Source organism: Pedobacter sp. JY14-1, from assembly GCF_029269825.1.
Taxonomy (GTDB): Bacteria; Bacteroidota; Bacteroidia; order Sphingobacteriales; family Sphingobacteriaceae; genus Pedobacter.
Map to the genome: position 1 here is coordinate 167,582 of NZ_JARJHU010000009.1, position 20,866 is coordinate 188,447.

Genomic DNA, 20,866 nt, shown 5'->3' on the forward strand with positions numbered 1-20,866 from the left:
GTCGATGAAGCCGGCCCGCTTTACATTCAGCTAATCCCTTTAACTTTACGCCTTTAGCCAGGAATAGCAAAAACGGATTTTATAACCGGTACCCTTGCAATGATACGTTGCTATAACACGACCTGTCCACAGTAGACGCTGTCGGAAACTTCCTGGCGGTCATAACTGATAAAGGCCAGGTAGGTTTCGGCGACCCTGTCCTTGTCCTGTGGCCAGATCTCCAGGGTATCGGTACCTGTATACCTCATGGCCCCACATACGTCGAACTCCGCGCTTAACGTGTCCGGAAAGTAAGCCACCATCATGACCTGGTCTGTCTTCGATTGCCTGCGGTTGCCCAGATCACTTTTCCAGTTGAAGGTCAGGACGTTTCCCTGCAAGGATACTGAAGTATCCGCCGGCACCGACAGTCTGCCCTTGCTCATCATGACTTTGCTCCAGTCTACCTGGAAATCAGGATATTCACCATAAATGGCATGTTGGCGAAACAACTTGCTGGCCGCATTCTGCGGGATGCGGGCCTGCCCCCTGGTTTCCGGATGGAAGGCTACGCTTACATAATCTTTCAGGGGTGCCACAAATTTCTGCGCCATGCTGAACTTTTTCCGCGAAGCCAGCTGCGGCTCCGTCGCCTTTTTACTGCTTTTTCTGGGCCTGATGCGGTTGACATTGATGCCCCGCCAAAGGTAGCTCACAATATTTCCGAGCTTACCGGAGAAGGACCCATAAGGTCCGAAACTGAATTTTCCCATAGGTATTGTTTTTAGATGAGCGCCAAAGGTAAGCTAATTATTCCATTTACCACCAGGCTACGACCGGTATTGAAGCTGATCTCTCCCTGTATCAAAACCGCCTTTAAACTGCTTTTATACTGGTCTGACCAGATGGTGACCAGTCCGATACCAGACCAATACCAGTCGGATACCAGTCCAAAAACGGGTGATAGACCAGACCGAAGTCTCCTGTAAATATTGCATTAAGACAACCAAATTGTACGTAACTTCGTAAAGAATAATAAATATAAAACCATGACTACACTACTTATCCTGCTGAGCCTGTTCTTTACACCGCCGGCAAAAAGCGTTTATGATTTTTCCTTCAAAACCATTGATGGCAAACAAATCAAACTCTCTAAGTTCAAGGGCAAGAAAATACTGATCGTCAATACCGCTTCAAAATGTGGATTTACGCCACAATACGAAGAGCTTGAAAAACTGCATAAGAAATATGGCAAGGAAGTAGTGCTGATCGGTTTTCCTGCCGGAAATTTCGGCGGGCAGGAACTGGCGACCAACAGCGAGATCAAGGAATTCTGCACCGGCAAGTACAACGTGACTTTTCTGATGGCAGAGAAGAGCAGTGTCAAGGGAGCGGATATAACTCCATTATTTAAGTTCCTTACTTCGGCCGAAAACCCTGACTTCACCGGTGATATCCAGTGGAACTTCGAAAAATTCCTGATCAATGAAAAGGGTCAGCTGGAACACAGGTACCGTTCAGCAGTAAAACCGCTTGACGAAAGCATTGTTAAGAATCTTTAACGGGAAGGGAGGCTCAGCCTCCTTTTTTTATGATGATGTTTTTTTACAAACGCATATGGTTTATAAACTGGTTGCCGGCCGGGTTGTTGCTGATGACCTCCCTGGGTTGTTCGACAGGTTATCAGCTCAGCAAAAGCAACCGGAAGGAATATGTCATAGATCAGAAAACCGGCGCAGACAGTACTGTCATCAAGGCATACCTGCCGTATAAGGCGAAGATGGAAGCGGAGATGAGCCAGGTGATCGGCCATTCGGCAATATTGATGTCTAAGAAGAGCAGCGATACTTTGCCGGAAAGCTTGTTGAGCAATTTCTTTGCGGATGCGGTGATGCTCGAGGCAAAGAAGGTTGATCCATCGATTGATTTCGGTATTCCTTCAACCAAGGGTGGCCTGAGGGTTGATCTGCCGGAAGGTAATGTGACCGTATCGAATATTTTTGAGCTGATGCCTTTTGAGAATGAGGTCGTGGTCTATCAGCTGAGTGGACAGCAGGTGAGGGAGCTGCTGGATTTTGTAGCCGCTACGAATGGTCAGCCCGTTACGGGGTTGCAGCTGAAAATAAAGGACAGGAAACTGATCACGGCAAAGGTGAACGGACAGGAGATAGATCCTGCAAAGACCTACCGCGTGCTTACTTCAGATTATATTGGAGGTGGAGGGGATAAAGTTCCTGTTTTTAAGGACATTAAAGATCGTAAATCTCTGGGTTTAAAGATACGTGACGCCTTGATGGGCTATGTGAGGGAAATGGAGGCACAGGGAAAATTGTTAAGTTCATCACTTGATGGCAGGATTGTGAAATTATAGCAGTACAAATATGGATAAGTGCCACAAGTTTAAGGAGAGCAGGAGAAATTTCATCCGGCAGGCCACAGGCGCAGCCCTGGGTTTCGGCATATCCGGTGCAACGGGCTTTGACGCCAGGGCAGCGCTGAAAGACGGCGGGCTGGTGAAACTGACCATTTTGCATACGAACGACACGCACAGCAGGGTGGAGCCCTTTCCAATGGACGGTTCAAAATACCAGGGACTGGGTGGGGCGGCGCGCAGGGCGGCGCTGATCGGCAGGATCCGAGCGGAAGAGCAGCATGTACTGTTGCTGGATGCAGGGGATATCTTCCAGGGCACGCCATATTTTAACCTGTACGGAGGCGAAGTGGAAATGAAGCTGATGACGGCCATGGGCTATGATGCAGCGACAATGGGCAACCATGATTTTGACAATGGCCTTGAGGGTTTTCACAAGCAGCTGCCGCACGCGGGGTTTCCCATCCTGTGTACCAACTATGACTTTTCAGACACCTTAATGAAGGGCGCAACCTTGCCATACCAGGTGTTCAGGAAAGGTGGGATGAGGATCGGGGTGTTCGGAATTGGTATTGAGCTGAAGGGCCTCGTTGCGGATGTCAATTTCGGGGCTACGCAATATCTCGACCCGTTGAAAACCGCCAATAAAACAGCAGATCTGCTGAGAAACGAACTGGACTGCGACCTGGTAGTGTGCCTGTCACACCTCGGCTACAGCTATGAGAATAAGAAGGTTTCCGACCAGGTGCTGGCCGCAGGTAACCGCAATATCGATCTGATCATCGGCGGGCATACGCATACGTTTATGGAGGTGCCGGAGGATGTAAAAAACCTGGCTGGGGGTGTGACGACGATCAATCAGGCAGGATTTGCAGGGATCAACCTGGGCCGGATCGATTATTACTTTGAAAAGAAAAGGCGCAGCCACGTGAAGTTTGCTGCGCCTTATTTAATCACTAACGGATAGCTAACACAGGAAACCGCCGCCAAGGAGGTCGCTGCCTTCGTAGAAAACGGCAGACTGTCCCGGCGCAATCGCCGAAACACTGTGGTCAAATACGATCCGCATTTGGTCTTTTTCCTGTACAATGGTACTCAGAGTGCCTGCGTCTTTGTACCTGATCTTGGTAACGACATTATCCATCGGTTCATGGATGCTTTCATATTTGACCAGGTTGAGGTTGCGGACCATGGCTTCGCTGCTTTCCAGTTCATCGGCCCGGCCGAGCACGACGGTATTGCTTTCGGGCAGGATGCGGGTCACGAACATGGGCTCGCCTAAAGCGATGCCCAGCCCGCGGCGCTGGCCGATGGTATAATAAGGATAGCCGTTGTGCTGGCCGACGACCATACCGTTGCTCAGGATAAAGTTTCCGGGGCCAATGCGCTCATCGAGGTCTTCGACCTTATGCCGCAGGAAAGCACGGTAATCGTTGTCGGGTACGAAACAGATCTCGTAGCTCTCGCTTTTCCTGGCGAGTTCTTCCTGGCCCATATCGAGGGCCATCTGCCTGATCTCGGCCTTGGTGAAGGAGCCTAAGGGAAATTGAGTACGGGCCAGGTTTTCCTGGGAAACACCCCAGAGTACATAGCTCTGGTCTTTGTTTTCGTCCTTGCCTTTGGAAATGACATAGCGGCCATTGTCCTGGAGGCGGATATTGGCATAATGTCCCGTGGCAATGAACTCGCAGTCAAGTTTGTTGGCTCTTTTGAGCAAGGCTTCCCATTTGATGTGGGTATTGCAGAGCACACAGGGATTGGGTGTACGTCCCGCGAGGTATTCGTCCACGAAGTTGTCGATCACGAAATCGCCGAACTCGTCGCGGATGTCCAGAATATAATGGGGAAAGCCATAACCTACGGCCAGGGCACGTGCATCGTTGATGCTGTCCAGGCTGCAGCAGCCGGTCTCTTTGCTGTTGCTGCCGGAGGTAGAATAGTCCCAGGTCTTCATGGTGAGACCGATTACTTCATAACCTTGTTCGTGGAGCATGACCGATGCTACCGAACTGTCTACGCCGCCGCTCATGGCGACCAGAATTCTTCCGTGTTTACTCATGTTGTTAATGCTGCCGCGGGTTCAAGGCCCGGCGATTAATCTTTTTAATGAAAATTTTACTGCAAAGGTACGTTTTTTAGCGGGATGTCCGGAAAGAAGGGGTCAGGGGCTTGTAATACTTATCTGGCGGTACCTGGACCTGTACGGTCGAACTCTGCTTGCCTGGTATAGATCAAACGTATTAGCAACATCGGGAATGCAGTTTTTCAATCGGGTAATGCTGTTGTTTTAAGCTTATTTTTCCTACATTTAGCGGCATGGTGCCAGCTGATGAAGCGATGAGGTATCAGGATAAAACCGAACATTAAACTAACTAATTCTGAACAACTTGTCTTTACGGAGAAAATGATGAAAAAAATACTGTTATACGGCCTGGTCATGGGGCCGGGGATTGTCTTTGCCCAGAAAAAAGCCGGGAACAAAAACGATGGTGCAGATATCCACGCCGCTGTCGGTCGTGCAGGTGCTGCACCCGGACTGGCAAAGTATGTGAAGCCGATCATTGGTACGGAGAAAATGGGACATACTTTCCCGGGCGCTACAGTGCCGTTTGGGGCTGTACAGCTGAGCCCGGATACAGATACGATTCCCTATGAAGTCGGTGGAAAATACAATGGGGATGTATATAAATATTGCGCCGGCTATAAATATGAGGACAAGACCATCGTAGGTTTCAGCCATACGCATTTCAGCGGGACAGGGCATTCTGACCTCGGAGATTTCCTGGTGATGCCGACACAGGGAAAACTGCAGCTGAACCCCGGAACGGCGGACAACCCGAGGTCGGGTTTCCGGTCGGCTTTTTCACACGCGAATGAACTGGTGGAGGCGGGTTACTATAAGGTAAAACTGGATGATGACAATATTACCGCAGAACTGACTGCGACAGACAGGGTGGGCGTGCACCGTTATACTTTTCCGAAATCTGATCAGTCACACATTATCCTGGACCTGATGTCGGGCATTTATAATTATGATGGCAAAACGGTCTGGACTTATGTACGCGTAGTGAACGATACGCTGCTGACGGGCTACCGGCAGACCAATGGCTGGGCAAGGACACGTACGGTCTATTTTGCCATGTCGTTCTCTAAGGCTTTTAAAGGTTACGGACAGCAAAATTACGATGGGGTACAGCCTTACCGGGGCTTCTGGAGAAAGTTTGACCAGACAAAGAACTTCCCTGAGATCGCCGGAAAGAAGATCAGGATGTATTTTGATTTTGACACTGAGGAGCAGGAAAAGATCGGTGTGAAGATGGCGATCTCCCCGGTGAGCCAGGAGAATGCGCTGCAGAACCTGCGTGCAGAAACCAATGGCTGGAACTTTGACCAGGTAAAGGCGCAGGCGCAGGCAAAATGGAACGGGGAACTGGAAAAGATAAAGATCGATGCGTCGGAACCGGACAAGGTGAATTTTTATACAGCGATGTATCATGCCTTTATCAATCCTACTGTCTATGCTGACCGGAACGGGGAATATAAGGGGCTTGACCAGGGCGTACATCAGGCGGATGGCTTTGTCAACTATACGACGTTTTCGCTCTGGGATACTTACCGCGCGCTGCATCCTTTCTTCAACATCATGCAGCCTTCCAGGAACAATGACATTGTGAAATCTATGATGGCGCATTATGACCAGAGTGCCCTGAAAATGTTGCCGATCTGGTCGCATTATGCAAATGACAACTGGTGCATGAGTGGTTACCACAGTGTTTCTGTACTGGCAGACGCGATCATTAAAGGTGTATATACCGGCGATGCGAACAAGGCACTGGACGCCTGTATCGCTACGGCAAACCACAGGGATTATGAGGGCATCGGTGATTATATAGATAAGGGTTTTATTCCTGCGGAGAAGAGCGGCACTTCAGTATCAAATACGCTGGAATACGCCTATGATGACTGGTGCATCGCGCAGCTGGCCAGGAAGCTGGGCAGGCAGGATGTTTACGATACCTTCATTAAGCGTTCGGGCAACTGGGTGAATAATTTTGATGCCTCGATCGGCTTTATGCGTCCTAAACTGGCGGACGGTTCCTTTAAAAAGGATTTTGATGCCTTGAGTACACATGGGCAGGGTTTTATAGAGGGCAATACCTGGAACTACAGCTTCTTTGTGCCGCAGGATCCTAACGCGCTGATCGCGAAGATGGGCGGTGCAAAAAGGGTATCGCAGCGGCTGGATTCCCTGTTTAACATGCACCTGCCGGACGAGTTTTTTGCAGAGACAGAGGACATTACCAGGGAAGGCATTATCGGCGGCTATGTGCACGGGAACGAACCTGCACATCATGTGGCTTATCTGTACAACTGGGTAGGCGAGCCCTGGAAAACCCAGTCACGTGTGCGTATGATCCTGAAAATGCAGTATAAACCTGCACCTGACGGGCTGGGGGGTAATGACGATTGCGGACAAATGAGCGCATGGTATATGTTCAGTTCCCTGGGTTTTTACCCGGTGGCGCCGGGATCGGATGTTTATTCGCTGGGCAGTCCTGCGGTGAAGTCGGCAGTGCTGACACTGGAAAACGGCAAGACTTTTACCATAGAAACAGTGAACCAGGGCGACAGGAACGTGTATGTGGCTAAAGTGCTGCTGAACGGGAAACCGCTGGAAGGTCAGGAGATCAGGCATGCTGACATTATGAATGGCGGTAAACTGACATTCTATATGAGCGCAAAGCCAAAGAAATAATACGGATAAGACTTGAACAGGAAAGGCCCGGCAATATGCCGGGCCTTTTTGATAGTCATGGTCTGGGTTACCGGATATTGCTCAGACAAATGCAGGCACTTCCGCACGCGGGTCATTGCCCTGGATCTGGTTGCTGTGAAAATCGGATGGCTTTTCAGGTCTCCTGGTAATTTTTTTATCGAGGCCGCTGGCGGCGCTGTAGAGCAGGATGGTACCAAGGGCGATCTCTTCAAAACCAGTCATCGGACGTTTGAGGATGGCCCTGATACCTTTTTGGAGGATATAGGCCCCTGCAATGATAGAGATGAGCCTTTTTCCGGCATTGAGTTCTTCGGTGTCGTATTTGGTAAGCAGGGAGCTTCCTATTGCCAGCGCGGCTTTGTCTTTTAGTTTTGTAAACATAGTGGTGCTGTTTAATTCGTACAAATCATCAAATGTCTCTGATTACTGAACACGGATAAGACCGGTTTTGTTTCATCTAAATGGTAGATAAATACTTGGTGCTTACTGCCGGATGGAGTTGTTGTAACTTAGCCAGGACACCGTTCAGGGCTGATTTACGGATTCCAAACCGGAGGGTACAGGCCTCATCAAAATCCTGCCCGAGGACTTCTGCCTGCTCTTCCTTCATGATGCGCATGATGTCGTTCATGAGAAGATAATCAAACCGGATCTCATAACAGTCGTTTACTGTCTTTTCAATGATCCGGGCTTGCTGCAGGGCATCGGCAGCAGCTGTTCTATACGCGTTGATGAGACCGGGTACGCCCAGCAGGGTGCCGCCGAAATAGCGCACGACGACAATGAGGACATTGGTCAGGTCTGCAGAAAGAATGGCATTCAGAATAGGCCTCCCGGCAGTCCCGGATGGTTCGCCATCGTCCTGGACCCGGTATACGCCGCGGTCCGGACTGAACCTCATGGCCCAGCAATGGTGCCTGGCCTTGGGGTGCAGGGCTTTGAGTTCCTGGACCAGTGGCTTGATATCGGCTTCTGACCGGATGGGGTAAGCATAAGCGAGAAATTTGCTGCCCTTTTCCCGGAACAGTCCTTCCGAGGCTGTAACTATGGTCTTATACGTATCGTCAAACAGCATATTTCTGTGACAGGGTAATCAGGACAATGGCACTGAGTGCCAGTCCAAGCCCCCAGTAATTGAGTTTATTCAGTTTTTCCTTAAAGATGAGTACACCAACAAGGCTTGCCAGGATGATGACGCCCATATTCATGGCCGCAAATACGGTAGAAGGATTGCCTGGCATGGCCTGATGGGCCTTCAGATAAAACAGTATGTTGAAGAAGTTGAAGAAACCAAGTATGCAGCCACAGACGAAATTAATGAGTTGCAGCTTCTGTTTGCCGAAGATGGACCGGGCTGCAATATAGAGTAAAGAAATCAGGAAGGAGAGCGCAAAGATCAGCACAAGAGAGCTGGAATAGGGAATGGTACTGCTGCGGGCAACCTGTTTAAATAAGGTATCGATGATACCGAAACCGAAGAACACGGCAAGCGGATAAAGCCAATTGCCGGTGGCGGTTGACCCGGATTTTTTATATAGGGTAAGGAAGATGGCGAGAAAACCTACCAGAAGGCCGCCAAGCCGCAAGGTACTGAACGCTTCGCCAAAGATGAAATAAGCGGCGAGTATCGGGATAAACAGGGAAAGCCGCTGAGCGATATCCGTCCGGACGATACCGATATTACGTACCGAAGCGGCCAGAAACCAGAAAATGAGGGGCAACAGGATTCCCAGTGCGATATAAGTGAGATTGAAGGCGTTACCTGTCAGTTGCCCTGCTGCGGGCTTAAAAAAGAAGTAGCTGAGGCCTATGGCAAACAGGTAATTCCAGGTAACGGCCTGGGGAATGCTGATGTGGTATCTTCTGGCGAGTTTTAAAAGTACGGCTACGGTGACGCTGCAGCAAATGCTGATGAGCAGATAGATCATGAATAAGTGTTTTGGTAAACAGTAAGACGGTCTTGCTGTACTGCCGTCTCTTCAATGACCTCACCGTTGATCTGCGGGGCAGGCAGGCCGTCTTTCCAAGACTTTGCGGAGGTGAAAACCCGCGCTTCATCCCACAGGCCGGCATCGATGAACTGCATCAGGGTATTGGAACCGCCTTCAATGATGACGGACTGAATGTCCATGAGATAGAGCTGGAAGGCCACTTTCTGCGGCAGATAATGCTGCATGTCTTCCATCTGAATATACTGTATGTTCGCCTCAGTGCGGGTACGTACTTCATTCAGGATAATGGTCCTGGCCTCATCGTTAAAGATCTGGCTGGTGGAAGGAACGCGCAACTGCCGGTCGATGAGGATCCTGATGGGGTTTTTACCGCTCCACTCTCTGCTGGTGAGCAGGGGGTTATCGGATATGGCCGTACGTTTGCCGATGAGGATCGCATCTTCTTCTGTGCGCCATTTGTGCACGAGCTTGCGGGCAAGAGGGCCGCTGATCCATTCCTGAGTAGTATTTTTTGGCGCAAAATAGCCATTTGCTGTGGTGGCCCATTTCAGTATGATATAGGGCCGCTGCCGGGTAATGCGCGTGAAGAACCTGCGGTTGAGGTAACTGCATTTGTCCAGCAATACGCCGGTATCGACTTCGATACCTGCAGCGCGAAGCCTTTCTATGCCCTTACCATTTACTTCCGAGAAGGGATCGGTATTGCCCACGACGACCCGTTTGACCTGGTGCCGGACAAGCATGTCTGCACAGGGCGGGGTCTTGCCAAAGTGTGCGCAGGGCTCGAGGTTGACGTATACGGTGGCTTCCCTGAGCAGTGGCTCTGCACCCGGCCCGTATTTTTCAAGGACGGAATTTACGGCATTGACTTCCGCATGCGGGCCGCCGAAGCGGGCATGGTAGCCTTCTCCGATTACCTGGTCATTGTGGACGATTACGCAGCCGACCATAGGATTGGGGCTGACGTTGGCCATCCCGAGCCCGGCGAGCTCGAGGCAGCGCTGCATGTAGCGTTCATCGGTCATCATATGAACGAATATAATATTATTGTTTGATTTGAGTAGCTTTGCCGGAGATGATTTTCAGGCAGCTGTCGGAACTTTTTGAAGCACGTTTATCCGGGCGCTATGACCGCGATGAAATCGCTGCGATCTGTTCCCTGGTGGTGGAACAGGTCTCGGGAAAAGACCGGACGGCTTTACGGACGGGGATGATGGCCGCGGTGCCCGGGGCTGAGCTTCAGGAATACGAAAGGGTGCTGAAGGAACTGCAGGAAGGGTTGCCGCTGCAATATGTATTGGGCGAGGCTGATTTCTACGGATTAAAGTTCAAAGTGTCGCCGGCAGTTCTGATCCCGAGACCGGAGACGGAGGAATTGGTGGAATGGGTACTGGAAAGTGCAGTTTCAAATTCTGGGTTAGGGATACTGGATGTGGGTACGGGCAGCGGATGTATTGCGGTAACGCTGGCCAGGCACTTGCCGGTAGCTGCGGTAAAGGGGCTGGATATTTCTCAGGAAGCACTTTCAATAGCCAGGTATAATTCTACTGTAAATCACGTAGATATTGAATTTATATTAGCGGATATCAGGGGCTATGCCAGCAGAGACAAGTTTGATCTAATTGTAAGTAATCCGCCTTATGTGAAGCAGGAAGAACGGGCAGATATGGAGGCGCATGTACTGGACCACGAACCTCATCTGGCATTGTTTGTAGCTGATGAAAACCCATTGGAATTTTATGACGCGATTGCAGATTTTGCCCTGGAGCATCTGCGGCCCGGTGGAATGCTGTTTTTTGAAATCAATGCCGCACTGGGTAATGAAATGGTTTCACTGATGGAGGCTAAAGGATTTAAAAATAGCTTATTAAGAAAGGACATGCAGGGTAAAGACAGGATGTTGCGCTGTAGTTTGTAGGTCAGCTTCTGGGATGGAACTGGATAACGACGCTGCGCAGGTAATCGCGGTCAAGATGTGTATAGATTTCTGTAGTGGTAATGCTGGAATGTCCAAGCATTTCCTGTACGGCGCGGAGATCGGCGCCGCCCTCGATCAGGTGTGTGGCAAAGGAATGCCTGAAGGTATGGGGGCTGATGGTCTTTTTTAAGCCTGTTTTTTCCGCAAGCGCCTTAATGAAGAGGAAAATATAGACTCTTGTAAGTTTCTTTCCCGAACGGTTGAGAAAGACATAATCCTGATGGCCCTGCCGGACAGGAAGGTGTATGCGGACTTCCTGGAGATAAATGTGGATATATTTAAGCGCAACACTGCCGACAGGTACTATTCTTTCCTTGTCGCCTTTACCGGTGACCTTAATAAAACCACTTTCCTCATTGATATCGGATATCCTGAGTTCGGTGAGTTCACTGACACGAAGCCCGCAACTGTAAAGGGTTTCGAGTATTGCCTTGTTGCGCATACCGTCCGGCCGGGAAAGATCAATTGCATCGATAAGCAGATTGATTTCCTGCAGGTTGAGCGTGTCGGGCAGTTTTCTGGCGCGCCTCGGGGCTTCCAGGAGTTGTGCAGGGTCGGCATCGATAATACCTTCCAGCAGCAGGAAGGAGAAAAAGGCTTTCAGGCCGGAGATCACTCTTGCCTGGGTGCTGGGTAACATGCCAAGTTCACTCGTCCATTTGACAAATGACTTTAATTCATTAACTGTAACTAACTTTATATCATTTAAATAAGATACCGAACTAAGATATTCTTCAAGTTTTTGAATATCACTGAGATAAGCCGAGACGGAATTGGCAGCAAGGCCACGTTCCAGACGCAGGTAGTTTTTAAACGATTTCAGGTAGGGATTGGGATACACAAAAATTTCCGGTTGTAAGTTTTTAGCTTTAAGTTTGGATTGATGAAGATACAAATTATCAATGGGCCAAATTTAAACCTTTTGGGGGTTCGTGAACCGGGAATTTATGGTAATGTCGGTTTTGATGAATACATCGGCCAGTTAAAGGCAAGGTTTAACGATATAGAGATCAGTTACTTCCAGAGTAATGTAGAAGGAGAACTGATCAACAAACTGCACGAAGTGGGTTTTAGCTTTGATGGTATCGTGATCAACGGAGGGGCCTATACGCATACTTCAGTAGCGATAGCAGATGCGATTGCAGCGATCAGTACGCCGGTAGTAGAGGTACACATTTCCAATATCTATGCGCGTGAAGAATACCGGCATGTGTCCCTGACCGGCAAAAACTGCAGGGGGGTACTGACGGGATTTGGCTTGGACGGCTACCGGCTTGCAGTTGAAGCGCTGCTGGCCTTGCCGGTATAGCTTTCTTTCAGAACTTTAACTGGCTAAAATACCGGATCTTACGGATAAAATAATCGTATACAATGCTGGAAGGGTACTGGCCGGTATGCTTCTGGAATGCGATCTGTTTACGGGTTCTTTTGGCTCCGTTTTTCTTCAGGTCTCTGAGAAAGTGGTAATGGGCTTTATTGACAGAAAAGGCAAAATCCGTCTTTCCCTGCAATAAGAAGTGCAGCCAGGCGATAAAATCGATGCACATGCGGATGAAGATGCGGAAAATGGCATCGCCCAGGGGCAGGTTTTTCTGCAGGATGACGAGGTTGTTCCGGAAATTCAGGTAGTTTTTGTAGGGGTTGGTAGCACTGAGTGTTCCGCCGCCCACGTGGTAAACTTCGGCATAGGGGCAGTAAACGATTTTATAACCAAGATTCTTCAGGCGCCAGCACAGATCGATCTCTTCCATGTGCGCAAAGAAATCGGGGTCCAGGCCGCCACTTTCCTTCCAGGCCTTACTCTTGATAAAGAGCGCTGCCCCGCTGGCCCAGAAAATTTCCGAAGGGGTATCGTACTGTCCATGATCGGACTCTACGGTTTCAAAGAGCCGGCCGCGACAGAAGGGATAACCGTGCAGGTCGAGATAGCCTCCTGCTGCACCTGCGTATTCGAAGCTTTCCCGGCCTTTCTGCCACTTTATCTTGGGCTGGGCGGCTGCAATCAGCGGATCGCCTTCCATTTGTTCAATGACGGGCTGTATCCAGTTTTCGGGAACTTCCACATCGGAGTTGAGCAGCACATAATAATCGGCATTGACCTGTTCCAGTATCTTGCGGTAGCCTTCGGCATAACCGTAATTATGATCGATGATGATCAGCCTGATTTCCGGATAATTATTCCTGACGAAAGCCACAGAGGTATCGGTGGAGGCATTGTCGCCTATAATGAGCTGAAGGTTGGGATACCTGGAACGGACAATGCCGGGCAGGAACTGCTCCAGCAGTTTTTGTCCGTTCCAGTTGAGGATAACGACGGCTACGCTGGGTTCCATGTTGGGTTTTCGGGTTTGTGTTTCCATCTCCGGTGGCTCCATAGCCAGTAGGGAGGGGCTTCTTTAATCATTTCTTCTAATATGCGAAAGCTGCGGGCGGTAATCTCGCCCGGTGCCGTGGTTGCCGGGTTGGTGGCAAGTGGTATGCAATCTATGTGATAGTGGCCGCGGCGTACCCGGTTTATCTTGAAATAGAAGACCGGACGCCCGGTTTGCAGGGATATTTTCTCCATACCGGTGAGCACGGCAGTGGGCTGGTGCAGGAAGGTGAGCCAGTGGCGCGCCTCATGCTTGACCGGGGTCTGGTCACCGGCAAAGGCGAATACGCTGAGTGATTCCCGGGAGCCGGCAATGGCCCTGAGGGTCTGGCGCATGGAGACAAGCTGGTTGCCGAATTTGCTCCTGGATTTCAGGAACCACTGATCGAACTGCTGGTTGTTTACTGGTTTATAAATGACATAAGAAGCCGCAGGCACTTTAAACCCGAAGGTAAGCATACCCCATTCCCAGTTGCCGTAGTGCCCGGTACACACCAGGATGCTCTGGCCTTTTTCAAAATAGGGTGTGACGATGTCGAGGTTACTGAACCGGACACGGCGGTCAAATTCCTGTTTGCTGAGGCCAGGGATCTTGACAATCTCTGCGGAAAGTTCACACAGGTATTTATAGAATTGCTTTTCGACCCTGATGATCTCGGGAAGCGGCTTTTCCGGAAAGGAGTTACAGAGATTTTCCCTTACGACCTTGCGGCGGTAGCGCAGCAGGTAATACATAGGATAATAACACAGCGCCGCCATGGGGTATAAGATGGATAAAGGAAGTAAGGCTAAAAAGTTTAAAAAAGATATTCCCAGATAAGAAAAGCCTTTTTTTATCATTATTTTGGCGGATTGAGAATGCAAACATAATTTATCAGATGCAAAGTTCAGCTATATTTCCCGTTTTTTATCTGCCTCCGGTTAACTACATATCTGATCTGAAACGCTTCGGAGCGGATTTTTTGGTGGAAGGATGGGAGCATTTCGTAAAACAGACTTACAGGAACCGGGCAAAGATCTATTCTCCTAACGGACCGCTGGACCTGATCGTGCCGGTGGTGAAAGGATCGAAGGTGCATACGAAGATGAAGGATGTAAGAATCAGTTATGACCTGCGCTGGCAGAAGCTGCACTGGAAAAGCCTGGAAAGCTGTTACAGAAGTTCGGCCTACTTTGAGTTCTATGAAGCGGAGCTGGTAGGCTTTTATGAAAAGCGCTATGATTTTTTAATGGACCTGGATCTGGAGCTGACAGCCTGGCTGCTCAAACAGTTAAAACTGGAGTTGCCGTTAAGACAGACAGCAGCGTATACAACTGACGCAGCACATGACTTCAGGGCTATATACAGCGCGAAGCAGGCCGTATCGGATACCGGATTTAAGCCTTACTTCCAGGTTTTTGACGACAGGCAGGGTTTTCTGCCAAACCTAAGTATAGTCGATTTGTTGTTTAACCAGGGACCGCAGGCAAAACAGTATTTATAAGAGGCGAATGACTGGTTCTTTTGATTTTGTTTAGAGATGGTGTTCCATGATGACCAGACAACAAAAAGCGAAGCTGAGAAAGCATAAGCATTATTCATTACCGGAAGCGGGTACAAGTCCGGGGCTGATCTATATCGGACCTGAGGCGCTGGATCCGGTGATCAAATTATACCGCTATAACCAGGATGTTTATGAGGTGAAGGAACTGGCTTCACTGGAGGGGTTGAAGCTGCTGCTAAAGGACAAATCCTTTAATTATTGGGTGGAAGTAAAGGGATTTAAGTCTAAATCGATGTTTGAGCTGCTGGCTACGGAGCTTGGTGTGAACAAACTGGTGCTTGAGGACATTACCCGGACTTACCAGCGCCCGAAACTGGAGGAGTACGACAATTATGACTTTGCGGTAAGCCGTATGCTGTATATTGATGAGAATGATGACCTGGACAACATTCAGGTATCGTTTTTACTGACGGAAACGGCACTGCTGACTTTTCAGGAAGGCTATGGGGATTGTCTGGACCCGATCAGGAACCGGCTGAAAGCAGGAAAGGGGAATATCAGGACCGGAGGCAGCAGCTACCTGATGTATGCACTGATGGATATTATCATCGACAAATATTTCGAGATACTGGGCAAATGGGGCGAGGAACTGGATGCCATAGAAGATCGATTGTTTGAGAAGCCGGACCGCAAGGTGATGTATGATACGCAGATGGTAAAACGTAACCTGATCGGTATCCGCAGGGTATTGTGGCCGGAAAGGGATAAGCTGAATGACATCATCAGGAGTGACAGTCCGAGAATTACGGAGCAGACCAAGATGTATATAAAGGATGCGTATGATCATTGTGTACAGATCATTGATATTGTCGAGTCGCTGAAGGAGATTTCGATCACAAACATGGATATGTACCTCTCGATCATCAGTAACCGCATGAATGAGGTGATGAAGGTGCTGACGGTGATCTCCTCGATATTTATCCCGCTGACCTTTATTGTGGGTGTCTATGGGATGAATTTCAGCAGGGAGGACCCGGTAACGGGTAAAGTGATGCCCCTGAATATGCCGGAGCTTTACCAGGAGCATGGGTATGTATATGTGCTGCTGGTCATGTTGCTGATCGCGGTGTTGCAGATTGTGTTTTTCTGGCGCAAGGGCTGGTTTAAATAAGCCGGATTCTGCTTTTATTCTTACCTTAGCGCCGTGCAATCTTTTGAACTGGACAAATCGGATATATCTAAGCTGAAGGTGGCCCTGAACGGCGATGATGCGGGATTGGAAGCCATTCTTGCGGAATATCATGCTTCGGAAATTGCGATCTTGTTTGAAAGTCTGAACAGGGAAGAAAAGCAGCGTATTATTAACTTACTGGCCGTAGAAGTGGCTTCGGAAGTGATTGCAGAAATGGATGAGGAATCGCATCCTGAGGAACTGCTGCTGAAAATGGATCCGGACAAGCGGACAGAGATCGTCGAGGAACTTGACTACGACGATGCGACGGATATCCTTTCCCAGCTGGAAGCGCATGAGCAGGCTGAGATACTGGAAGACCTGAGCGAGGATGATGCTTCTCATATCCGCAACCTGATGCGTTATGATGAGAAGACGGCAGGTGGCCTGATGAACACCCAGTTCATTAAGGTAAACCTGAACCTGATGAAAAAGGATGCCATTGAGGAAATCATCAGGCAGAGCGAGGAAATTGAGGAATTCTATACGATTTATGTAACGGATGATGAGGATGTGTTCCAGGGGATCGTTTCGCTGAAAGACATTATCAAATCTAAGGGGAATGTGAAGATTACTGAACTGGTGAGGGCAGAGGTGGCCTGGGTTTATCCGGATACGGACCAGGAGGAGGTGGCCAGGCTGATCTCTCAGTATAACATTACCAGTATACCGGTACTGGATAAGGACATGAGGTTGCTGGGCCGGGTGACCTTTGACGATGTCATCGATGTACTGGAAGAGGAGAACACGGAGGACATTCTGAAGATATCGGGTGTGTCGGAGGATGAGGAACTGAGCGGCAACTGGGCAGAGGCGGTGAAATCCCGGCTGCCCTGGCTGATCCTGAACCTGGGTACGGCTTTCCTGGCTTCCGGGGTGATCCGGCATTTTGAACCGACGATAAAACACATTGCGGTGCTGTCTGCCTATATGACGATCATCGCGGGTATGGGCGGTAATTCAGCGACACAGGCACTGGCGGTGACGGTGAGGAGGATATCGCTTTACGACCTGACGGACAATCAGGCTTATCGTACGGTGCTGAAGGAGCTTACGGTCGGGATGATCAACGGGGCGGTGACCGGACTGATCGTTTTTATGTTTGCCTTTTTTTTTGATGCCAATCCGATGCTTGGACTGGTGATCTTCCTGGCCATGACGGGCAACCTGATCATCGCAGGGGTGACGGGAGCGGGGATACCGTTGGTGCTGAAGCGTGTCGGGATTGATCCGGCCATTGCTTCTTCAATAATTATTACAACATTTACAGATGTTTTCGGATTTTTGCTGCTGCTGGGTTTGGCCAGCAGACTTTTATTATAAATTTAGCTATCAACTATGCAACCTATAAGACACGATTGGACAAAGGAGGAAATTTCAGCGATCTATCATAAGCCGTTTCTGGACCTGGTTTATGAAGCTGCGACTGTGCACCGGGAAAATAAGGACTATTCGGAGGTGCAGATCAGTTCGCTGATCTCGATTAAAACGGGGGGATGTGCCGAGGATTGCGCTTATTGTCCGCAGGCAGCCAGATACAACACGGGTGTGGATGTGCATGCGCTGATGAAGGTGGAGCAGGTGGTGGAGGCCGCTGAACGTGCAAAGGCCGGAGGTGCCTCTCGTTTGTGTATGGGTGCTGCATGGCGTGAAGTGCGTGACAACCGTGATTTCGACCGGGTGATCGATATGGTAAAGGCAGTGAATGAACTGGATATGGAAGTATGCTGTACCCTGGGGATGCTGACCGAAAGCCAGGCGCAACGTTTAGCAGATGCTGGGTTGTATGCCTATAACCATAACCTGGATACTTCTGAGGATGACTACAAGCGAATTATTTCGACAAGGACTTATGATGACCGCCTGAATACTTTACACAATGTGCGTAAGGCTAAACTGACGGTATGCAGCGGGGGTATTGTGGGGTTGGGTGAAACGGACGAGGACAGAATATCTATGCTGCAAACACTGGCCAATCTGCCTAAGCACCCTGAATCTGTGCCCATCAATGCGCTGGTACCGGTTAAGGGAACTCCACTGGAAAATCAGCCAAGGATTCCGATCTGGGATATGGTACGTATGATCGCTACTGCACGTATCGTGATGCCGGGGTCTGTGGTGAGGTTATCTGCAGGAAGAACGGAGATGAGTACGGTAGAACAGGCTTTCTGTTTTATGGCCGGAGCCAACTCGATCTTTGCGGGTGATAAGTTGCTGACGACGCCTAACCCTCATTTTGCTGATGATATGGAGATGTTCCGGATATTGGGGCTGACGACGAGAGAGGCTTTCAAGAACGGAAGGCCCGCCAATACACTTCCAAAGAAAGATGAAGTTGAAGCCCTGAACGGCTAAAATACAAAGGGGCTTGATGGATTAAGCCCCTTTTTCCTTATTATTTGTCCAGATTGATCTTTTCTGACAGCTTATAGATGTCGTAAGCTACTTTCTGGATAAGGTCAAATTGCTCTTTTACTGCTGTCTCTGATTCCTTTATCTCGATTGCAGGGTCTGCTGTTCTCCTGATCAACGGTACATTTTGGGCTTTACCGGGATTATTTTCTATAATTTCTGAGGCTTGTCTAAGCAGGTATACTGTATTTTGCACTACAGGCCGGATTTCATCAAAGTTGGATACCGAAAAGTCATGTTCCTTGTTGTAAAGGGATAAGGTGGCGATATATGAGGATAGCTGATGGTTAAGTGCCGTAAACTGATGCAGTTCGGTCATGAGTACCTGTTTGCTTTTAGGCTCGGAGAACATTCGCTGGAACAAAGAAGCGAGGTTGGCAGAAGTTACATAGACTTCCTTTCTTGCCACCTTGTAATTCGTGTAGTCGGTAATTTTTTGCCCGGCATAGAAAAGACTGACTTGTTCGAAATACATGAGATTGGCAATGAGGGTTTCTTTGAGTGCCTCTTTAAGCTTTTCATGCTCCCAGTTGGGAAAGAGCGAGTAGCTGGAAATCAATGCAATACCAGATCCGATTAGTGTATCGTAAATACGTTCCCTGGCTACTGAGAGGCCACCTATACCCAGAAAATCAAAAAGAATAAGAATATATGGTGTCATAAATAGCACACTGACCACATAATTTTTACGCTGAAAGCTGTAACATCCGATCATACAGATCAGAAGAATTACAAAAAGAACGTTTTTGTCGTGTACATATACCAGCACGCCCATTCCGACGAATGCCCCGACGACTGTGCCGATGAGTCTCTGGTAATTTCTTTCCTTTGCAAGGCTGAAACCAGGTTTTGAGATCACCAGTATGGTTAGTAATATCCAGTAGCTGTGGGAGAAATTAAGCGTCTTTGCTACGACAAAACCAATAAGCATGACGATGGCAACCCTGAGAGAGTGCCGGAAGGTAGATGAGTTAAACGTAAGGTTTTCGGTAAGCAATCCGAGGTCTATTTTTTGTCTGGTGACAAATTTGTCTACATCAATGGAACGGGGTTTCAGGTTCTTCTTTTCCTTTTTATTGAAATAGCTATTGATGGTTTTAACTCTTGATATAATGTTTTCTATATTAACCTCTATATTTTTCAATGCAATGATACCCAGTGTACTGTATTTTTCGCCGGCATTGTTTGCCTCTAATGTCAATATCTCCTGCTTCAGTTTCTCAACATCCTGATTAAGGGATGTCGGAAGGGCAGGAGTACCCCCGGTTTTCAGCGAAAAACCGATAGTATCGAGTTCATCCGCAATTTTGAGAATGACAGACTCATAGCTTGATAAAATACCGGATGGGTCGAACTGCTCGTGTAACTGCCTGTAATTATAGTATGTCGACATGACCTGCTCAAACAGATCTACCATATCCACGAAAACCAGCAGCAGGAAGCGGCCCTCTGGAGTTGACTCTCTGATGATCTCTCTGGTTTTGAACAGCACCTCTCTGACTGCATCCTGCTTTTCATGAACAAGGACCTGGAGTTTAAGAAGTTCCGAGTAGTTTTTATCATAATCTGTCTGCTGACGGTAGAACCTGGCCTTTGTCCGGAGAAATTCACTGACTTCATGAATAGAATCACTAAGGATTTGCTGGACAAGCCGGTATGGCCTTAACCTGTAGATGAGGTAGCTCAATAGTGCATACCAGATACTGCCTGCAAAAATAAGCAGCGAATACAATAAGACTTCATTCCATGGTCTGATGTCGTCAATGCTCAATACCAGGATGAGCAATGATGAAGTCCCTATGGAAGCGGCACGAAGTCCGTAAAGAAAAAACATGGAAAAAATAAAACTCGACGCGACCAGAACAACTGCAGTAAAGTATATATTGCTGTTGGTCAACCCGACCAGGATTGAAATTAAGGTAATACTTCCTGTGGTGATGAGCATCGCGTTACGGCGGTGTACAATCGGGCCCGGCGAATCTGCAATACTGGTACAAAGTGCACCAAGCGACAAGGTCATTCCGTATTGTAACATACCAAACTGAGCGAGGATCAGTGATGGGCACAATACACCAAATGTTATGCGCAATCCATCTGCAAAATATGTACTGAGTAAAAAGTCCTGGATGCTTCTGACCGGGCGGCTTAACATGATTGTGCAAATTTACGATTATATCAATATAACATTAAAAAGTATAAACTTGATGACAGAATACAAATGATAGTTATATTATTATAATTAATATTATGTTAAGTAATAAATTGTACTTACCTATGCGAGGTTATCAAAAATCATAAAAAAAGCACCCTG

20 protein-coding genes are annotated in these 20,866 nt (G+C 48.6%); 10 read left to right on the forward strand and 10 right to left on the reverse strand.

The features are described from left to right. Window positions 1-110: 110 nt before the first annotated feature. Window positions 111-752, reverse strand: coding sequence for a DUF6266 family protein (locus tag P2W84_RS17795; protein WP_276091516.1), 642 nt, complete (start codon window positions 750-752; stop codon window positions 111-113). A 276-nt stretch (window positions 753-1,028) separates the two neighbouring features. Here P2W84_RS17795 and P2W84_RS17800 point away from each other — a divergent pair, with 276 nt between their 5' ends. The 3 genes from P2W84_RS17800 to P2W84_RS17810 are packed head-to-tail and all read left to right on the forward strand — an operon-like array spanning window position 1,029 to window position 3,317. Continuing rightward, on the forward strand, window positions 1,029-1,541 hold the full coding sequence (locus P2W84_RS17800; protein WP_276091517.1) for a glutathione peroxidase: 513 nt from the start codon (window positions 1,029-1,031) through the stop codon (window positions 1,539-1,541). A gap of 29 nt (window positions 1,542-1,570) precedes the next feature. Beyond that, window positions 1,571-2,350: a 5'-nucleotidase gene (locus P2W84_RS17805; RefSeq protein WP_276091518.1), complete on the forward strand. Its 780-nt coding sequence runs from the start codon at window positions 1,571-1,573 to the stop codon at window positions 2,348-2,350. 10 nt (window positions 2,351-2,360) lie between these two features. After that, on the forward strand, window positions 2,361-3,317 hold the full coding sequence (locus P2W84_RS17810) for a metallophosphatase (protein ID WP_276091519.1): 957 nt from the start codon (window positions 2,361-2,363) through the stop codon (window positions 3,315-3,317). On the opposite strand, the gene mnmA is transcribed toward P2W84_RS17810, so the two are convergent. Next, entirely contained in the window at window positions 3,318-4,409 is a 1,092-nt protein-coding gene (gene mnmA, locus P2W84_RS17815) for a tRNA 2-thiouridine(34) synthase MnmA (RefSeq protein ID WP_276091520.1), read from the reverse strand. It abuts the gene before it with no gap. A gap of 345 nt (window positions 4,410-4,754) precedes the next feature. Here mnmA and P2W84_RS17820 point away from each other — a divergent pair, with 345 nt between their 5' ends. Then, window positions 4,755-7,106: a GH92 family glycosyl hydrolase gene (locus P2W84_RS17820; RefSeq protein WP_276091521.1), complete on the forward strand. Its 2,352-nt coding sequence runs from the start codon at window positions 4,755-4,757 to the stop codon at window positions 7,104-7,106. A gap of 81 nt (window positions 7,107-7,187) precedes the next feature. Here P2W84_RS17820 and P2W84_RS17825 read toward each other — a convergent pair whose 3' ends face one another. From P2W84_RS17825 to ribD, 4 genes are all read right to left on the reverse strand, one after another. Further along, window positions 7,188-7,508: a hypothetical protein gene (locus P2W84_RS17825; protein ID WP_276091522.1), complete on the reverse strand. Its 321-nt coding sequence runs from the start codon at window positions 7,506-7,508 to the stop codon at window positions 7,188-7,190. 76 nt (window positions 7,509-7,584) lie between these two features. Then, entirely contained in the window at window positions 7,585-8,202 is a 618-nt protein-coding gene (locus P2W84_RS17830; RefSeq protein WP_276091523.1) for a YigZ family protein, read from the reverse strand. Continuing rightward, window positions 8,192-9,055 carry a DMT family transporter gene (locus P2W84_RS17835; RefSeq protein WP_276091524.1) on the reverse strand — a complete coding sequence of 288 codons (864 nt, stop codon included), beginning with the start codon at window positions 9,053-9,055 and terminating at the stop codon, window positions 8,192-8,194. Before P2W84_RS17835 ends, P2W84_RS17830 begins: the two co-directional genes overlap by 11 nt. Continuing rightward, the gene (gene ribD / locus P2W84_RS17840; RefSeq protein WP_276091525.1) at window positions 9,052-10,107 is read right to left on the reverse strand and encodes a bifunctional diaminohydroxyphosphoribosylaminopyrimidine deaminase/5-amino-6-(5-phosphoribosylamino)uracil reductase RibD; all 1,056 of its coding nucleotides are present in this window, start codon (window positions 10,105-10,107) and stop codon (window positions 9,052-9,054) included. Before ribD ends, P2W84_RS17835 begins: the two co-directional genes overlap by 4 nt. A 47-nt stretch (window positions 10,108-10,154) precedes the next feature. Here ribD and prmC point away from each other — a divergent pair, with 47 nt between their 5' ends. After that, window positions 10,155-10,997, forward strand: coding sequence for a peptide chain release factor N(5)-glutamine methyltransferase (gene prmC, locus P2W84_RS17845; RefSeq protein ID WP_276091526.1), 843 nt, complete (start codon window positions 10,155-10,157; stop codon window positions 10,995-10,997). 1 nt (window position 10,998) lies between these two features. Here the strand turns inward: prmC and xerD are convergent, their stop codons facing one another. After that, a complete protein-coding gene (gene xerD / locus P2W84_RS17850; RefSeq protein WP_276091527.1) occupies window positions 10,999-11,898 on the reverse strand; it encodes a site-specific tyrosine recombinase XerD in 900 nt (299 codons plus the stop codon). Window positions 11,899-11,940: 42 nt separating this feature from the next. Here xerD and aroQ point away from each other — a divergent pair, with 42 nt between their 5' ends. Further along, a complete protein-coding gene (aroQ, locus tag P2W84_RS17855) occupies window positions 11,941-12,366 on the forward strand; it encodes a type II 3-dehydroquinate dehydratase (RefSeq protein ID WP_276091528.1) in 426 nt (141 codons plus the stop codon). A 7-nt stretch (window positions 12,367-12,373) separates the two neighbouring features. On the opposite strand, the gene P2W84_RS17860 is transcribed toward aroQ, so the two are convergent. Together P2W84_RS17860 and P2W84_RS17865 are read right to left on the reverse strand one after the other, a co-directional pair. After that, on the reverse strand, window positions 12,374-13,390 hold the full coding sequence (locus P2W84_RS17860) for a glycosyltransferase family 2 protein (protein WP_276091529.1): 1,017 nt from the start codon (window positions 13,388-13,390) through the stop codon (window positions 12,374-12,376). After that, window positions 13,375-14,268 carry a lysophospholipid acyltransferase family protein gene (locus tag P2W84_RS17865; RefSeq protein ID WP_276091530.1) on the reverse strand — a complete coding sequence of 298 codons (894 nt, stop codon included), beginning with the start codon at window positions 14,266-14,268 and terminating at the stop codon, window positions 13,375-13,377. The genes P2W84_RS17860 and P2W84_RS17865 overlap by 16 nt, the downstream gene beginning before the upstream one ends. Before the next feature lie 38 nt (window positions 14,269-14,306). Here P2W84_RS17865 and P2W84_RS17870 point away from each other — a divergent pair, with 38 nt between their 5' ends. Genes P2W84_RS17870 through bioB form a run of 4 tightly spaced genes read left to right on the forward strand, consistent with a single transcriptional unit; the run spans window position 14,307 to window position 18,498 of the window. After that, entirely contained in the window at window positions 14,307-14,912 is a 606-nt protein-coding gene (locus tag P2W84_RS17870; protein ID WP_276091531.1) for a WbqC family protein, read from the forward strand. Between the two features lie 46 nt (window positions 14,913-14,958). Beyond that, complete coding sequence (gene corA, locus P2W84_RS17875) at window positions 14,959-16,083, forward strand: magnesium/cobalt transporter CorA (RefSeq protein ID WP_276091532.1); 1,125 nt, start codon at window positions 14,959-14,961, stop codon at window positions 16,081-16,083. A 33-nt stretch (window positions 16,084-16,116) separates the two neighbouring features. Next, window positions 16,117-17,466 (forward strand): magnesium transporter, encoded by a 1,350-nt coding sequence (gene mgtE, locus P2W84_RS17880; protein WP_276091533.1) that lies wholly within the window; start codon window positions 16,117-16,119, stop codon window positions 17,464-17,466. Window positions 17,467-17,481: 15 nt separating this feature from the next. Then, window positions 17,482-18,498, forward strand: a complete 1,017-nt coding sequence (gene bioB / locus P2W84_RS17885) for a biotin synthase BioB (protein WP_276091534.1) — start codon at window positions 17,482-17,484, stop codon at window positions 18,496-18,498. A gap of 40 nt (window positions 18,499-18,538) precedes the next feature. Here bioB and P2W84_RS17890 read toward each other — a convergent pair whose 3' ends face one another. Further along, on the reverse strand, window positions 18,539-20,707 hold the full coding sequence (locus P2W84_RS17890; protein ID WP_276091535.1) for an FUSC family membrane protein: 2,169 nt from the start codon (window positions 20,705-20,707) through the stop codon (window positions 18,539-18,541). Window positions 20,708-20,866 lie beyond the last annotated feature (159 nt).

What these genes read in the sequence shown, in the direction of transcription:
- P2W84_RS17865 (WP_276091530.1), bottom strand. Translation starts at nt 14,268, where the DNA reads ATGATAAAAAAAGGCTTTTCTTATCTGGGAATATCTTTTTTAAACTTT.
- P2W84_RS17795 (WP_276091516.1), bottom strand. Translation starts at nt 752, where the DNA reads ATGGGAAAATTCAGTTTCGGACCTTATGGGTCCTTCTCCGGTAAGCTC.
- P2W84_RS17830 (WP_276091523.1), bottom strand. Translation starts at nt 8,202, where the DNA reads ATGCTGTTTGACGATACGTATAAGACCATAGTTACAGCCTCGGAAGGA.
- P2W84_RS17835 (WP_276091524.1), bottom strand. Translation starts at nt 9,055, where the DNA reads ATGATCTATCTGCTCATCAGCATTTGCTGCAGCGTCACCGTAGCCGTA.
- P2W84_RS17870 (WP_276091531.1), top strand. Translation starts at nt 14,307, where the DNA reads ATGCAAAGTTCAGCTATATTTCCCGTTTTTTATCTGCCTCCGGTTAAC.
- P2W84_RS17890 (WP_276091535.1), bottom strand. Translation starts at nt 20,707, where the DNA reads ATGTTAAGCCGCCCGGTCAGAAGCATCCAGGACTTTTTACTCAGTACA.
- prmC (WP_276091526.1), top strand. Translation starts at nt 10,155, where the DNA reads ATGATTTTCAGGCAGCTGTCGGAACTTTTTGAAGCACGTTTATCCGGG.
- P2W84_RS17820 (WP_276091521.1), top strand. Translation starts at nt 4,755, where the DNA reads ATGATGAAAAAAATACTGTTATACGGCCTGGTCATGGGGCCGGGGATT.
- P2W84_RS17860 (WP_276091529.1), bottom strand. Translation starts at nt 13,390, where the DNA reads ATGGAACCCAGCGTAGCCGTCGTTATCCTCAACTGGAACGGACAAAAA.
- P2W84_RS17800 (WP_276091517.1), top strand. Translation starts at nt 1,029, where the DNA reads ATGACTACACTACTTATCCTGCTGAGCCTGTTCTTTACACCGCCGGCA.
- corA (WP_276091532.1), top strand. Translation starts at nt 14,959, where the DNA reads ATGATGACCAGACAACAAAAAGCGAAGCTGAGAAAGCATAAGCATTAT.
- mnmA (WP_276091520.1), bottom strand. Translation starts at nt 4,409, where the DNA reads ATGAGTAAACACGGAAGAATTCTGGTCGCCATGAGCGGCGGCGTAGAC.
- P2W84_RS17810 (WP_276091519.1), top strand. Translation starts at nt 2,361, where the DNA reads ATGGATAAGTGCCACAAGTTTAAGGAGAGCAGGAGAAATTTCATCCGG.
- P2W84_RS17805 (WP_276091518.1), top strand. Translation starts at nt 1,571, where the DNA reads ATGATGATGTTTTTTTACAAACGCATATGGTTTATAAACTGGTTGCCG.
- P2W84_RS17825 (WP_276091522.1), bottom strand. Translation starts at nt 7,508, where the DNA reads ATGTTTACAAAACTAAAAGACAAAGCCGCGCTGGCAATAGGAAGCTCC.
- aroQ (WP_276091528.1), top strand. Translation starts at nt 11,941, where the DNA reads ATGAAGATACAAATTATCAATGGGCCAAATTTAAACCTTTTGGGGGTT.
- ribD (WP_276091525.1), bottom strand. Translation starts at nt 10,107, where the DNA reads ATGATGACCGATGAACGCTACATGCAGCGCTGCCTCGAGCTCGCCGGG.
- bioB (WP_276091534.1), top strand. Translation starts at nt 17,482, where the DNA reads ATGCAACCTATAAGACACGATTGGACAAAGGAGGAAATTTCAGCGATC.